This window comes from Streptomyces sp. LUP30, from assembly GCF_001746365.1.
In the GTDB taxonomy this organism is placed as follows: domain Bacteria; phylum Actinomycetota; class Actinomycetes; order Streptomycetales; family Streptomycetaceae; genus Streptomyces.
In genome coordinates, this window is sequence record NZ_MJAJ01000007.1 from 150,595 (window position 1) to 164,326 (window position 13,732).

At 72.9% G+C, this 13,732-nt stretch carries 14 protein-coding genes; 8 read left to right on the plus strand and 6 right to left on the minus strand.

Going from position 1 to position 13,732, the window contains the following annotated elements; genetic code table 11:
- Positions 1–72: 72 nt before the first annotated feature.
- Entirely contained in the window at positions 73–921 is an 849-nt protein-coding gene (locus BG482_RS08875; protein WP_256096309.1) for an SDR family oxidoreductase, read from the minus strand.
- 97 nt (positions 922–1,018) lie between these two features.
- Here BG482_RS08875 and BG482_RS08880 point away from each other — a divergent pair, with 97 nt between their 5' ends.
- On the plus strand, positions 1,019–1,606 hold the full coding sequence (locus BG482_RS08880) for a TetR/AcrR family transcriptional regulator (RefSeq protein ID WP_069768355.1): 588 nt from the start codon (positions 1,019–1,021) through the stop codon (positions 1,604–1,606).
- A 94-nt stretch (positions 1,607–1,700) separates the two neighbouring features.
- Positions 1,701–1,994: a DUF3303 family protein gene (locus BG482_RS08885; RefSeq protein ID WP_069768356.1), complete on the plus strand. Its 294-nt coding sequence runs from the start codon at positions 1,701–1,703 to the stop codon at positions 1,992–1,994.
- Between the two features lie 77 nt (positions 1,995–2,071).
- Here the strand turns inward: BG482_RS08885 and BG482_RS08890 are convergent, their stop codons facing one another.
- From BG482_RS08890 to BG482_RS08905, 4 genes are all read right to left on the minus strand, one after another.
- Positions 2,072–2,722, minus strand: coding sequence for a hypothetical protein (locus tag BG482_RS08890; RefSeq protein WP_069768357.1), 651 nt, complete (start codon positions 2,720–2,722; stop codon positions 2,072–2,074).
- A gap of 87 nt (positions 2,723–2,809) precedes the next feature.
- Positions 2,810–5,317 (minus strand): dolichyl-phosphate beta-glucosyltransferase, encoded by a 2,508-nt coding sequence (locus tag BG482_RS08895; protein WP_079141691.1) that lies wholly within the window; start codon positions 5,315–5,317, stop codon positions 2,810–2,812.
- A complete protein-coding gene (locus BG482_RS08900) occupies positions 5,314–6,015 on the minus strand; it encodes a GntR family transcriptional regulator (protein WP_069768358.1) in 702 nt (233 codons plus the stop codon). Before BG482_RS08900 ends, BG482_RS08895 begins: the two co-directional genes overlap by 4 nt.
- 202 nt (positions 6,016–6,217) lie before the next feature.
- Positions 6,218–7,573, minus strand: coding sequence for an aspartate aminotransferase family protein (locus tag BG482_RS08905; protein ID WP_069768359.1), 1,356 nt, complete (start codon positions 7,571–7,573; stop codon positions 6,218–6,220).
- Between the two features lie 185 nt (positions 7,574–7,758).
- Between BG482_RS08905 and BG482_RS08910 the strand changes: the two genes are divergently transcribed.
- The 3 genes from BG482_RS08910 to BG482_RS08920 all read left to right on the plus strand — a co-directional run bounded on the left by BG482_RS08910 (position 7,759) and on the right by BG482_RS08920 (position 10,918).
- Complete coding sequence (locus BG482_RS08910; protein ID WP_256096310.1) at positions 7,759–8,412, plus strand: type 1 glutamine amidotransferase family protein; 654 nt, start codon at positions 7,759–7,761, stop codon at positions 8,410–8,412.
- On the plus strand, positions 8,409–8,867 hold the full coding sequence (locus tag BG482_RS08915; RefSeq protein WP_069768361.1) for a MarR family winged helix-turn-helix transcriptional regulator: 459 nt from the start codon (positions 8,409–8,411) through the stop codon (positions 8,865–8,867). Before BG482_RS08910 ends, BG482_RS08915 begins: the two co-directional genes overlap by 4 nt.
- 92 nt (positions 8,868–8,959) lie before the next feature.
- Positions 8,960–10,918: a serine/threonine-protein kinase gene (locus BG482_RS08920; RefSeq protein WP_069768362.1), complete on the plus strand. Its 1,959-nt coding sequence runs from the start codon at positions 8,960–8,962 to the stop codon at positions 10,916–10,918.
- A 48-nt stretch (positions 10,919–10,966) separates the two neighbouring features.
- Here BG482_RS08920 and BG482_RS08925 read toward each other — a convergent pair whose 3' ends face one another.
- Positions 10,967–11,701, minus strand: coding sequence for an SLATT domain-containing protein (locus BG482_RS08925; RefSeq protein WP_069768487.1), 735 nt, complete (start codon positions 11,699–11,701; stop codon positions 10,967–10,969).
- Between the two features lie 336 nt (positions 11,702–12,037).
- Here BG482_RS08925 and BG482_RS08930 point away from each other — a divergent pair, with 336 nt between their 5' ends.
- From BG482_RS08930 to BG482_RS08940, 3 genes are all read left to right on the plus strand, one after another.
- Entirely contained in the window at positions 12,038–12,382 is a 345-nt protein-coding gene (locus BG482_RS08930) for a YbaB/EbfC family nucleoid-associated protein (protein ID WP_079141692.1), read from the plus strand.
- Between the two features lie 90 nt (positions 12,383–12,472).
- The gene (recR, locus tag BG482_RS08935; protein ID WP_069768364.1) at positions 12,473–13,072 is read left to right on the plus strand and encodes a recombination mediator RecR; all 600 of its coding nucleotides are present in this window, start codon (positions 12,473–12,475) and stop codon (positions 13,070–13,072) included.
- A complete protein-coding gene (locus BG482_RS08940) occupies positions 13,065–13,730 on the plus strand; it encodes a DUF5063 domain-containing protein (RefSeq protein ID WP_069768365.1) in 666 nt (221 codons plus the stop codon). Before recR ends, BG482_RS08940 begins: the two co-directional genes overlap by 8 nt.
- Positions 13,731–13,732 lie beyond the last annotated feature (2 nt).

A 13,732-nucleotide genomic window follows, 5' to 3' on the forward strand; every position in this document is an offset into this window, starting at 1 on the left:
GGGGGCGCATCCTTCGGCCGGGTCTCGTCCGGCGGGTCTCGTCCCGTCGTCCCGTGCGGCCGCGGGCGGCGTTCAGCGGAAGGCGGGCGCGTTGCGCGCGGCCCAGTCGGCGAAGCTGCCCGGGGCCCGTTCCAGGACGCGTTCGACGTCGGGGCTCGGGCGTTGCTCCTCCTCGGTCGGTCGGCCCAGGATCGCGAGGGTGCCCTCGACCGCGGGCAGCGGCATGAACCTCGACATCAGCGCGTGGGCCTCCTCCTCGGTCTGCTCGGTGAAGCGCACCGGTTCGCCCAGCGCGGCGGCGATGGTCGCGGCCCGCTCGCGCGGGCTGGTCGGCGCGGGGCCGGTCAGGGTGTAGATGGCGCTCAGGTGGCCGTCGCCGAGCAGGGCCGCGGCGGCGACCGCGGCCACGTCGTCGGGGTCGACGAAGGGAAGGCCGACGTCGCCGAACGGCGCCGCCGCCTCCCGCCGGGCGCTGATCGACTCGGCCCAGGCGAGCGCGTTGGTGGCCATGCCGCCCGACCGCAGGATCGTCCAGTCGAGCCCCGACTCCTTCACGGCCTCCTCGAACAGGCGCGGATGCCGGTACGCCTCGGGGCGGGTTCCCGCGCCCTGTGAGGACAGCAGGACGACTCTGCGGATCCCGGCGGACTTCGCCTCCGCCAGGACGCCGTGCGGATCCTCGCCCGCCACCAGCAGGAACAGCGCCTGCGCTCCGGCGAACGCGGCCCGCAGACCGGCGGGTTCGGCCAGATCGGCGGGTGCGGCCCGCACCCCGGCCGGCACGTCGGCGACGGTGACGGAGCGGGCGACGGCCGTCACGGGTGATCCGGCCTCGCTGAGCATCCGCACCAGGGCGCGGCCGACGTTCCCGGTCGCGCCGGTCACCACGATCGCGCCGGTGATGTCTTCCATGAGTGCCATGTCCCGTTCCTGCCCCTCGTTATTAGTCAGTCAACTAACTGACTTCGTGGACGTGAAGCTAGCACGGGTGTCCCGGTGTCTGTCTATAGTCAGTCGGGTGACTGACTCAATCGAGAAGCGCACCGCCAAGAAGGGCGACAAGCGCCGACGGCTCGTTGCGGCCGCCGCCTCGGTGCTGCACGAGCGGGGCGTGGAGCGGACGACCATCGCCGACATCGCCCGCGCCGCGGACGTCCCGGTCGGCAACGTGTACTACTACTTCAAGACCAAGGACGAGCTGGTCGAGGCGGCCCTCGACCGGCACGCCGAGTATCTCGACGCGCTCACCGCCCGGCTCGACGAGCTCGCCGAACCGCGTGAGCGCCTGAAGGGCCTCGTCGCCGGCTGGGTCGAGGCACGGCATGTCGCGGCCCGCTACGGCTGCCCGACGGGCACCCTCGCCGTGGAGCTCGACAAGCGCGAGGAGGGCGGTCTCGACCTCGCGGCCGGGCTCGTCATCCGGCGGCTGCTGGACTGGGTGGAGCGGCAGTACCGCGAGATGGGCGTCGACGAGCCCGACGGCCGCGCGCTCGCGCTGGTCGGCGCCTATCAAGGCATGTCGCTGCTCTCCAGCGCTCTGCGCGACCCCGAGGTCATGACCCGCGAAGGGGCCCGTCTCGTCCGGGAGATCGACGCTTCTGCGTGATCCCGGCTCCTGATACAGCAGAGGTCATATGCGACAAAAGGGAATATTCTAAGACCACGTGACCGCGTGTGTCTGTCCGGAGAAGGTGAGTGCGATGCGCGTATTGCTCAAGGCTTCCATGGACACGGACAAGGCCAACGAGGCCATCCACAACGGCACTCTGACGAAACTGATCCAGGAGTCGATGGAGCAGATCAAGCCGGAAGCCGCGTACTTCACCACCGACCACGGCCGGCGCACCGCCTACATCGTCTTCGACATGCAGGAGAGCTCGCAGATGCCCGTGCTCAGCGAGCCCTGGTTCCAGCACGTCGGAGCCGAGATCACCTACACCCCGGTGATGAACATGGAGGACGTGCAGGTGGGCCTCTCGCAGCTCGGCCGCTGACCGTCCCCGCGGGCGAACGCCCGCCGGACGGAGGCCGCATGAGACACCGGGCGGGTACGCCGGGCGGGGACGTCGGCTCAGCTGAACACGATCATCGACCCCTGGGCGAGGCTGCGGGTGGCCGCCGCGTGCAGCCCCAGCCAGACGTGCCGCTCACGGGCGAAGGGGCTGGGATCGTACGGCGCCGGAACGGCGGGCTCCTCCAACTCCGTCGGACCGGCCGGCGGTTGGGGCGCCGCCGGAGGATTGGCCGGATCGATGCCGAGCGACGGCGCCACGAACTCCAGTTCCCGCAGCAGCGACTGCGCGGAGCCAAGGGGGCCGCCGCCCGCGAGGAGTTCGTCGTTCGACAGCGGTTGCAGGAAGTCGACGGGGACGTACGCGCCCGCGTGGTCGTAGTGCCAGACCAGGTGCGACTGCTTGGCCGTCGCCTCGAACATCTCCAGGAGCTGCTCGTAGTCGCCGCCCAGCTCGTCCACCGGCGTCACCGGCAGTCCGCACACCTGCAGCAGGTAGGCGCGGCGCAGGAAGTGCAGGGCGTCGTAGTCGAAGCCGGCCACCGGGGCGACCTCGCCGGTCAGACCGGGCATGTACTGGTACACCGGCACCGGCGGGAGACCCGCCTCGGCCAGCACCTTGTTGTACTGGGCGAGTTCGTCGGCGAAGGGGTTGTCGGGGGTGTGGCACAACACGTCGACGAGCGGCACCAGCCACAGGTCACAGGCCAAAGAGAGCTCCTCACTCAGCGCGTTGCACGGTCGTGCACGGACAATGCGGCAATGCCGGTCAGGGAAGGGTAGTCGGTACGGCTCACGTCAGCTCCCGTTCTGCGTTCCCTGGTGCAGGTCCCATACCCACACTCCGGCCACCCTCCTCCCCGGGCGGCCCACCAGCTTGTCCACCGTCTCACGCAGCAGGGCCTCGTGCCGCTGAGGGGCCAGCACCAGCGCGCCCGCCCGCCAGTAGGCGAAATCCTCGCGGGCCGCGGCCCGGGCGCGGGCGTCGACCACCGGGACCACCCCGGTGTACCGCACGTCCCGCAGCAGGCTCGCGGTGAAGCGCAGCGGGACGCCGTAGACGCCGGTGCGGTCGCCGTCGCCGTAGGGGCCGTTGAAGTAGCCGCCGGGCATCCGGAAGCCGAGGCCGGCCGCCGTCTGCCAGTGCAGGGCCTCGGCCGCCTCGGGCTCGGCGAGCGGCACCGGGACCAGCGTCTCGTCGCCCCGGACGTACGCCTTCCAGGCGCCGTCGGTGAAGAAGGCGGGCGCCGGGGGGCGCGGCCCGGACTTCAGCGGGGCCGGGATCAGGGGCAGCAGGGCGAGGCAGACGGCGAGCAGCCCGGCGTACTGCGTGCCCAGGCGGCGGGCCCGCGCCAGCCGGTCGACCGCCAGGGCGAGCAGCATGCCCAGCGCCGGAGCGCAGACCAGCGCGACCCGGCTCTCGATCACCGACTCGAAGAGGGGGAGACCGGCGAGCGCGGCCCAGGGACCGGGGACGGTGACGCCGGTGAGGGGGAGGGTGATGCGCGGGCCGAGCGACAGCACGGCCGCGGCCGCCGCGGTGCAGGCCAGCGCCCTGACGACCGGCCGACGCCACAGCGCCACCGTGACGGCGAACGCCAGCAGGACCAGCGGCCAGCCGTAGAAGGCGTTCTGTTCGGTCGGGTTGAGGGAGAGGGCGTCGGCGCGCCCGGCGTCGCCCGCGACGAGGGAGCGTTCGGCGAACGAGAGCAGCGCGCGCACCGAGTTGCCGACGCCGATCGCGCTGCCGTGGTCGATGCCGCTGTAACTCTGCGGGCCGGAGAACTGCCATGCCAACGGGTAGACGACCAGCGGCAGACAGACGGCGGCGGCGATCGCCAGGCCGTTCAGCAGGGGGCGTACGGCCGCACGGGCCGCGGCGGGGCGCGCGGCGCCGTGGGCGACGGCGAACACGAGCATCCCCAGGGCGGCCAGCAGCAGGGGTTCCTCGCCGAGGAAGACCTGGTAGGCCGCCATCAGGCCGAGGACGACCCCGTCGCGCACGACCCGCTCACCGGTGGTGAGCCGCAGCGCCCGGTCGATGATCAGCGGGATCATGAACAGCACGACGAAGTTCGGGTGGGCGTTGGCGTGGCTGACCATCGGCGGCGCGAACGCGGCCAGGGCGGCCCCGGCGAAGGCGGCGGCCCGCTGCCGCACGAGCCGTCGCACGATCAGCCGGTACCAGGCGAGCGCGGTGGCGGCCAGGCCCAGCGTCATCACCAGGCTGAGGGTGACGGCCGGGCCCAGCAGCAGGGTGAGGGGTGTGAGCGGGACGGACAGGCCCGGCATCGTCGTGTTGGCCATCAGGTTCACGCCGCCGGGAAAGCCCTGGAGGTCGGTGAAGAGCGGATTGCGCAGCCGGGCGACGTTGTCGGCGGTCACCGCGAAGAACCACTCCCACTGGTTCTGGTCCTGGAGGGAGTCGGTGAGGTAGCGGTGGGCCGGGTCGAGGACGCGGCCGGAGTAGAGGACCGCCGCCATCACCAGGAACAGGGCGGCCGCGAGGACGTCCGCCGGTCTGGGCGCCGGGACCCGCAGCCGGACCAGGTCGCGCAGCACCCGCGGGTAGTCCGCCGGGCGGATCTTCGAGCCGGGCCGGTGCGACCAGTGCACGGGCACCTCGGCGACCGGCCAGCCGGCGCGCTGGAAGTGCCGCAGCACCTCCACGTCGATGGCGTAGCCGTTCAGGCGGGACGCGGCGAACGCGGCGCGGGCCTTGTCGCCGTCGAACAGCTTGAAACCGCACTGGGTGTCGCGTATCCCGCGCAGGGTCGTCCGGCGGATGAGCAGGTTGCCCGCGGCGCCGAGGAGTTCGCGCATCCGGTGCTGCCGGTCGCCGAGGGTCGCGCCGGGCACGGCCCGCGACCCGATCGCCGCCGTGTGTCCGTCGTGGAGCGCCGTCTCCAGGCGCTCCAACTCCTCGACGGGGGTGGCGAGATCGGCGTCCATGACCAGGACGCGGCGGCCCCGGCTGGCGGCGACGCCCAGGCGCAGGGCGTGCCCCTTGCCCCGGTTGCCGGAGCCGGTGACGAGGTGCACGCGGGGGTCGCGGCGGACGGTGACGAGCTCGCGGGTGGCGTCGGTGGAGCCGTCGTCGGCGACCAGGATCTCCCAGCTGCCCCAGTGGCTCCCGGTCGCGTCGAGATGGCGGCCGACCGCGTCCAGGGTGGGGCCGAGCCGTCGCTCCTCGTTGTAGGCGGGGATGACGACGGACAGGTCCACGACGCCGGTCGCGGGGCGCCGGGCGGGGCGGGGCGCGGGGCGCGGCACGGGGCGGGTGCCGGGGGCGTCCGCACGGCTCATTCCGCCGCCAGCCGCTCGATCAGGCCGATGGACTCGTCGTTGTACGCGGCGAGCATCACGCGGGCGGCGCCGGTGTCGCGGGCGTACAGGGCGTCGACGAGTTCGGTGTGGCCGGACCACAGGCAGCCGCGCAGGTCTGACAGCCGTCGCAGGTGCTGCACCGTGCACACCCAGGACTGCACCCGCAGCCGGTGCAGGAAGTCGGCGAGATAGGGGTTGCCGAACAGGGCGCTCAACTCGCGCCAGAACCGCAGGTCGTAGCCGATGAGGACGGTGAGGTCGCCGGCGGACGCGGCCCGCTGCGCCTCCTCGCCACGTCGGCGCACCCCCGCTATGGCGGCCGCGATCCGTGGCTCCTCGAAGTTCTGGTGGCCCTGGCGGCCCTCGTCGAAGGCGACGAACATCCCCTCGATGATCAGGCTGCGGGCCTCGATCATGCCCCGGTAGTCCTCGACCGAGTACTCGGGGACCCGGAAGCCCCGGTGCTGGTCGGCCTCCAGGAGGCCTTGCGCGGAGAGATCGACGAGGGCCTCGCGCACGGGGGTCGCGGAGACGCCGTACTGCTCGGCGATCTCCTTCACCGTGAATTCCTGTCCCGGCTGCAGCCGGCCCCCCAGCACCTCGTCGCGGAGCGCGTCGGCGATCTGCTGGCGCAGGGTGCTGCGCGTCACGGCGCCGTTGCCGGTGCTGCCGGGCATGGTCGAGGCGTCTCCCTCGTCGGGGGCGGAAAAAATGGCGTGCTCGTCGTTATGTACGAGCACGCCACCTTACGCGTTCGACGAAATCAAGCCCCTCCGTGCACAACGGTCCCGCGACGGCTCCCGGGTCCGCGCACGACCGCTTTCTGACGGGGACCGCGACGGCTTCCTCCGGCGTGCGGATCCGCCGCCGCCCCCTGCTCTACACGGTGTACTCGTCGGCCGCCGAGAGGGCCGCGTCCAGGGCGGCGAGGCCCTCCTTGACCTCGGCCTCGGAGACGTTGAGCGGCGGCACGAAGTGGGTGCGGTTCATGTTCACGAACGGCCACACCCCGGCCTTCTTGGCGGCGGCGCCGAAGGCCGCCATGGGCGCGTTGGCCTCGCCGGTCGCGTTGTACGGCACCAGCGGCTCGCGCGTCTCGCGGTTCTTCACCAGCTCGACCGCCCAGAACATGCCGACGCCGCGCACCTCGCCGACGCTCGGGTGCCGTTCGGCCAGCTCCGCCAGCCCGGGTCCGACCAGGGAGGCGCCCAGCCGCTTGGCGTTCTCGACGACTCCCTCCTCCGCCATGACGTTGATCGTCGCGACGGCGGCCGCGCAGGCCAGCGGGTGCCCGGAGTACGTCAGGCCGCCCGGGTAGGGCCGGCGGGCGAAGGTCTCCGCGATCGCACCGGAGATGGCGACGCCGCCCAGCGGCACGTATCCGCTGTTCACGCCCTTGGCGAAGGTCATCAGGTCGGGCGTCACGCCGTACAGGTCGGCCGCGAACCACTCGCCGGTGCGGCCGAACCCGGCCATGACTTCGTCCAGGACGAAGACGATCCCGTGCCGGTCGCAGATCTCGCGCACCCCTGCCAGGTAACCGGGCGGCGGCAGCATGATCCCCGCCGTTCCCGGGACGGTCTCCAGGATGATCGCGGCGATCGTCCCCGGCCCCTCGAAGGCGATGGTCGTCTCCAGGTGCTCCAGCGCCCGCGCGGTCTCCTGCTCCTCCGTCTCCGCGTAGAAGCGGGAGCGGTAGAGGAACGGCGCCCAGAAGTGCACGACTCCGGCGGTGGCGCTGTCGGAGGCCCAGCGGCGCGGATCGCCGGTGAGGTTCACGGCCTGCTGGGTGCCGCCGTGGTACGAGCGGTACGCGGAGAGCACCTTGGGCCGGCCGGTGTGCAGCCGCGCCATGCGCACGGCGTGCTCGACGGCGTCCGCCCCGCCGTTGGTGAAGAAGATCTTGTCCAGGTCGCCCGGGGTGCGCTCGGCGATCAGCCGGGCCGCCTCCGAGCGGGCCTCGATCGCGAAGGCGGGCGCGAAGGTGGTCAGGTGTGCGGCCTGCTCCTGGATCGCGGCGACGACCTTCGGGTGCTGGTAGCCGATGTTGGTGTAGACGAGCCCGCTGGTGAGGTCGAGGTAGCGCTTGCCGTCGTAGTCCCAGAAGTAGGACCCCTCTGCGCCGGCCACGGCGAGCGGGTCGATGAGCTCCTGGGCGGACCAGGAGTGGAAGACGTGCGCGCGGTCCGCGGCCTTCACGGCGGCGCCGGCCCGGGGATCGATCTGAGGGGTCATGTCGGCGAGCGTAAATGTCCGCGATGCGGAAGCGGTATCGGCGTCCTGTTCCGTGGACGGCGGGATTCCGCGACAGGTTGTCGGGCGTGAGGCAGGGCGGGTCCGCCGAGCCCGGGGCTCCATTGACAGCATACTGTCTAAGTAGCAGCATGTTGTCATATGCCTCACCGTCCCGAGGAGGGGACATGACCCGAGAAGCCATGAGCGGCGGACGCGGCGACGGCGACGGTGGCGGTCGCAAGCCCGTGCACCTCGCCGTCTACGACTCGCTGGCCGACTGGGAGACGGGCCACGCCACGGCGTACCTCGCGCGCGCCGGGTACGAGATCCGGACCGTGGGCCCCACCCCCGAACCCGTCGTCAGCATCGGCGGCCTGCGCGTACAGCCCGACCTGGCCCTGACCGACGTCCGCCCGCAGGACAGCGCGCTGCTGATCCTGCCGGGTGCGGACCTGTGGGACACCACCGACGACCTGGCCCCCTTCGCCCGCGCCGCGCGCCGGTTCCTCGACGCCGGCGTGCCGGTCGCCGCGATCTGCGGGGCCACCGCCGGGCTCGCCCGCGAAGGCGTGCTCGACGAGCGCGACCACACCGGCGCGGTCTCCTTCTACCTGGCCGCCACGGGCTACGGCGGCGGCGGGCGGTACGTCGATGCGGACGCGGTGACGGACGGCGGGCTGGTCACCGCCGGTCCCACCGAACCCGTCGCCTTCGCGCGCGAGATCCTCCGGCTGCTGGGCGTGTACGAGGGCGAGACCCTGGACGCCTGGTACCGCCTGTTCCACGACTCCGACCCGCAGGCCTACGCCGTGCTGGAGAAGGCGACGGCCGGCCGGTGAGCCGGCCGCGCCAGGAGCTGCTCAGCCGCAGCGCCCTCGGAGTGTTCCGGCTGAACGGCCGGTTCCTCGCCGTGGCCGAGGAACTGGCACGGCCCTCCGGGCTCACGGCAGCCCGCTGGCAGGTGCTCGGAGCCGTGCTGGGCGAGCCGCTCCCCGTCTCCGGTATCGCCCGCGCCATGGGCATCACCCGGCAGAGCGTGCAGCGCATCGCCGATCTGCTGGTGGAGGGCGGCCTCGCCGAGTACCGGCCCAACCCGGCCCACCGGCGGGCCAAGCTGCTCGCGCCCACCGCGCAGGGGCGGGCCGCGATCGCCCGGATCGCCCCCGGGCACGCGGCCTTCGCCGACCGGCTGGCGCGGGAGTTCGGCGAGGCGGAGCTCGCCGAGGCCGTCCACGTCCTGGAACGCCTGTCCACGGTGCTGGACGGGCTGGAGCCGCCTGTTACGGAACCGTAGACACCGCGCCGCCCTATCCCCCGAACGGCCGGATTATTCTCGCCTCCACACACATGTCTCGATCACACATGTGGCGGAAAGGCGGCGCTGCGATGGAGAAGCTGGGCCCCGGGGACCCGCAGCGCATCGGCGGCTACCGGCTGCTCGCGCGGCTGGGGGCCGGCGGGATGGGACGGGTGTACCTCGCCCGCTCGGACCGGGGGCGCACGGTCGCCGTGAAGCTGGTCCGGCGCGAACTGGCCGCGCGCGAGGAGTTCCGGGCGCGCTTCCGCCAGGAGGTGCGCAACGCCCAGCGGGTCGGCGGCTTCTGGACGGCCCCCGTCCTCGACGCCGACACCGAGGCCGCCGTGCCCTGGGTGGCCACCGGCTACGTCGCCGGGCCGAGCCTGCAGCAGGTCGTGAGCCACGACCACGGCCCGTTGCCCGAGCGGTCGGTGCGCATCCTCGCCGCCGGGCTCGCCCACGCGCTCACCAACATCCACGCGGCCGGCATCGTCCACCGCGACCTGAAGCCGTCCAACGTGATGGTCACCATCGAGGGGCCCCGGGTCATCGACTTCGGCGTCGCGCGGGCGCTGGAGAGCGTGACCGACGACGGCGGGCTGACCCAGACCGGCGCGGTCGTCGGCTCGCCCGGCTTCATGGCCCCCGAGCAGGTGCGCGGCGACGGGGTCACCCCGGCCAGCGACGTCTTCTGCCTCGGCTCGGTCATCGCATACGCCGCCACCGGCGTCCTGCCCTTCGGCGCCCCCGACGACGGGGCGCACGCGCTGATGTTCCGCATCGCCGAGGACGAGCCCGATCTCGCGGGCGTCCCCGAGGGCGTCGCCGACCTGGTCCGCGCCTGTCTGCGCAAGGACCCGGCCGCCCGTCCCTCCCTCGCCCGCGTCCTGGAGCTCACCGGCGTCGACGACACCGTCTCCGACGGCCGCTCCCGCGACCCGTGGCTGCCCAGCGCGCTGGTGGCCCAGCTCGGCCGGCACGCCGTGCGGCTCCTCGAGGTGGAGGACCCCGAGAACCCCGAGAACCCCGAGAGCACGGACGGCACGGAGCGGTCGAGGAACACCGCGACCCCGGGGTATCCGTCGAACCCGGGGAACGCCGACGGCCCGACGGCCGGACTCCCGGCCGGCCGGTTCGGACACCGGACGGGGGGCGCGGCGGCCGAGGAGCACTCCGGGCCGCGCGGCGACACGCTCGCGCCGGACCACCGCCGCACGCTGATCGCGGGCCCCGACGGAATCCCGCCGCAGACGCCCCCGCCCGGCTCGGACGCCGCCGCGCATCCGGCGTACGGGCACGCCCAGCAGCATCCGCACCCGGCTCCCGGCCACGGACACGTGCCCGGGCCGTCGGACGGCTGGTCCGCGGCGCCCGGCATACCGGCGCCGTACAACCCCTACGCAGACGGCGGCCCGGGCGCGGCCACGCCGCCGTACGGCCCGTACGGACCGGCCGAGCCCGCCGGCGCGCAGGAGCCGCAGCGGCGCAGCGGCCGGACCACGCTGCTGCTCGTCCTGGTCGCGCTGGTGGTCGCGGTCGCCGCGGGCGGCTCGGTGTACGCGTTCATGAACGGCGACGGCGACTCCGGGGCGGACCCGACGGCCGGCGCCTCCACCTCCACGACCCGCTCCGCCGAGACCTCGACGCCGCCCTCGTCGTCCGCGTCCGGGGAGCCGTCCGCCTCCCCCTCCCCGTCCTCCTCGGCCGGTGGCGTCCCGGCGGCCTTCCTCGGCTCCTGGACGACCACGATCGAGAACGACAGCGGCACGAACACCCGACGGCTGACCATCACGCAGGGTGAGGTCGGCGACGCCGTGCTCGCTCTGGTCGCCGACGGGGAGGCGTACCACTGCGAGTTCAGCGCCACCCTCACCCGGGCGCCGGGTGCCGGCGGCCCGCTGCGGATCGGCCCCTCCAAGGTCACCACGGGCCGCCCGCTCTCCTCGTGCAGCCCCGGCGCCGCCTCCGAGATCACCCTGCTCGCCGACGGCAGGCTCCAGCGCGTCAACACCGGAACGGGCGAGAAACTCATCTACACCAAGAGCTGAGCGGCCCTTCCGGCCTGCGATCCGCCTGCCCGGTCCCGGTCCCGGCCCTCACCGAGGCTCCGGCGGCCGCTGGCGGGGCATGTTGGGGCGGGCGTTCACCCCGGGCGGGGAGGGGAAGCGGCCGGCGCCCCCGCCGACGTCCGGCCGGCCGCCGGAGGCGATCGCCGCCTGGATGCCCAGGGGCGCCGGACCGGTCCGGAACTCGACCATCCAGTCGGCCGTCTCCGTGCGCACCAGGTCGGTGACGTCCTCCGAGAACCGCCGCAGCACCCCCAGGCACCGCTCGGCGGCCTCGCTCGCCGTGCCCTCGGCCGGGCCCAGCACCTCCCGGACGCTCTCCGACGCCCAGTCGAACTGCAGCACCTGCAGCCGGCGCTGCACGGCCTGCGCGGTGGCCACGTCCCGCATCCAGCCGGACGTCACGCCGAAGAACCGGTCCACCGCCACACAGGCCACCGCCAGCAACAGGGCCAGATAGCCCCACGGAGCCACTCCGCCCATCACGCGCGTGAGGTCCAGCAACGGCAGCGCGGCCCCGCACACCGCCCCGGCCGCCGCGCCGGTGCGCAGCACCCGGGCGCCGCGCCGCTTCCAGACCCGGTCGCCGAGGTACCAGGCGGCGGTCTCCAGCGCGCCGCGCTCCACCCAGCGGTACAGCTCGTCCAGCCGTTCCGCGGGCTCGCCCCAGTCCCCGAGCGGCAGCGCCCGCCCGGTCAGGTCGCCCGGCCGCAGCCCGGCCGCGCCCTCACCCCGCCCGTCCTGGGGCGGACCCTCGGGCTGCATCTCCGGCTGCTGAACCACCCGGCACTCCCTACTGATCCCGACCGGTGGACTCCGACCGATCCGATGACGCCGACCGATCCCGACCGATCACGTTGCGTGACACCCGCGACGCTGATGCCGCTGCGCCGGACCTTTCCTACCTCCCAATGGGTGGCTAAGAGGAAGGTTTTATCGCTTTTACGCCTGGAAGTGGGCCTTGATCAGGTATAGACCGCACCGGTAACTCACTCGAAAGAGTGCTGGGGCGACACCCGCACAGACCACGTAGGCTCGTGCCGAGCGGGGTGAAACCCGCTCGTGAGGCACGCCCGACAGTCGTAGACACAGGAGCTGATCGTGATTTCCGGTGGTGGCCAGCCCAACATGCAGCAGCTGCTCCAGCAGGCCCAGAAGATGCAGCAGGACCTGGCCCGCGCTCAGGAGGAGCTGGCGAACACGGAGGTCGACGGGCAGGCGGGCGGCGGTCTGGTGAGGGCGACGGTGACCGGCTCGGGCGAGCTGCGGGCCCTGCGCATCGACCCGAAGGCGGTCGACCCGGAGGACACCGAGACCCTCGCCGACCTGGTCGTCGCGGCCGTCCAGGCGGCCAACGAGAACGCGCAGACGCTGCAGCAGCAGAAGCTCGGCCCGCTGACCCAGGGGCTGGGCGGCGGCAGCGGCATCCCGGGTCTGCCCTTCTAGCCCGGTCGCAGGCCGGTCCGCCCTTACGCGGACCGGCCCCGGCCGACTACCGTACGTACGGCAAGGAACCCCAGGAAGGACGGCAGTCCGTTGTACGAAGGCGTGGTCCAGGACCTCATCGACGAGCTGGGTCGGTTGCCCGGCGTCGGTCCCAAGAGCGCGCAGCGGATCGCCTTTCACATCCTGCAGGCGGAGCCGACGGACGTACGGCGTCTCGCTCACGCCCTCCTGGAGGTCAAGGCGAAGGTCCGCTTCTGCGCGACCTGCGGCAACGTGGCGCAGGAGGAGCTGTGCGGCATCTGCCGCGACAGCCGCCGCGACCTTTCGGTCATCTGCGTGGTGGAGGAGCCGAAGGACGTCGTCGCGATCGAGCGCACGCGTGAGTTCCGCGGCAAGTACCACGTCCTGGGCGGCGCGATCAGCCCCATCGAGGGGGTCGGTCCCGATGACCTGCGGATAAGGGAACTCCTCGCGCGGCTGGCCGACGGCACGGTCACGGAGCTGATCCTGGCCACGGATCCGAACCTGGAGGGCGAGGCCACGGCCACGTACCTCGCCCGCATGATCAAGCCCATGGGCCTGAAGGTCACCCGCCTGGCCAGCGGCCTCCCTGTGGGCGGCGACCTGGAATACGCGGACGAGGTGACCCTCGGCCGCGCCTTCGAGGGGAGACGACTCCTAGATGTCTGACGCCACGCTGCACGCGACCGAGCAGAACCCGGACGACTTCGCGGTCCAGATCGCGGACCAGATCGAGAGCTTCCTGGTGGCCGTCACCGAGGTGGCGAAGGGCGACGAGCCGGGCTCGGCGGTTCCCTTCCTGCTGCTGGAGGTCTCCCAGTTGCTGCTGGCCGGCGGCCGTCTCGGCGCCCATGAGGACATCCTCCCCGACGAGCGCTACGAGCCCGACCCGGGTTTCGAGCCGGACGCGGACGAACTGCGGGAGAACCTGGCCCGCCTCCTGGAGCCGGTCGACGTCTACTCCGAGGTCTTCGACCCCTATGAGCCCCGCAAGGCGCCCGTGCCGGCCCGGATCTCCGACGACCTGGCGGACGTCGTCGCCGACCTGCGCCACGGCATGGTCCACTACCGGGCCGGCCGCACCGCCGAGGCCCTGTGGTGGTGGCAGTTCTCCTACTTCTCCAACTGGGGCTCCACCGCCTCGGCGACCCTGCGCGCCCTGCACTCGGTGCTCGCGCACATCCGTCTGGACCAGCCCCTGGAGGAGCTGGACGGTCTCGACACCGACCAGTCGCCCCTGGGTGACGAGACGCTGGAGTTCGAGGCGGGCCGTGTGATGGCGGAGGAGATCGGCGGACAGCTGGGCCTGGGCCCGGTCAACCACTGAGA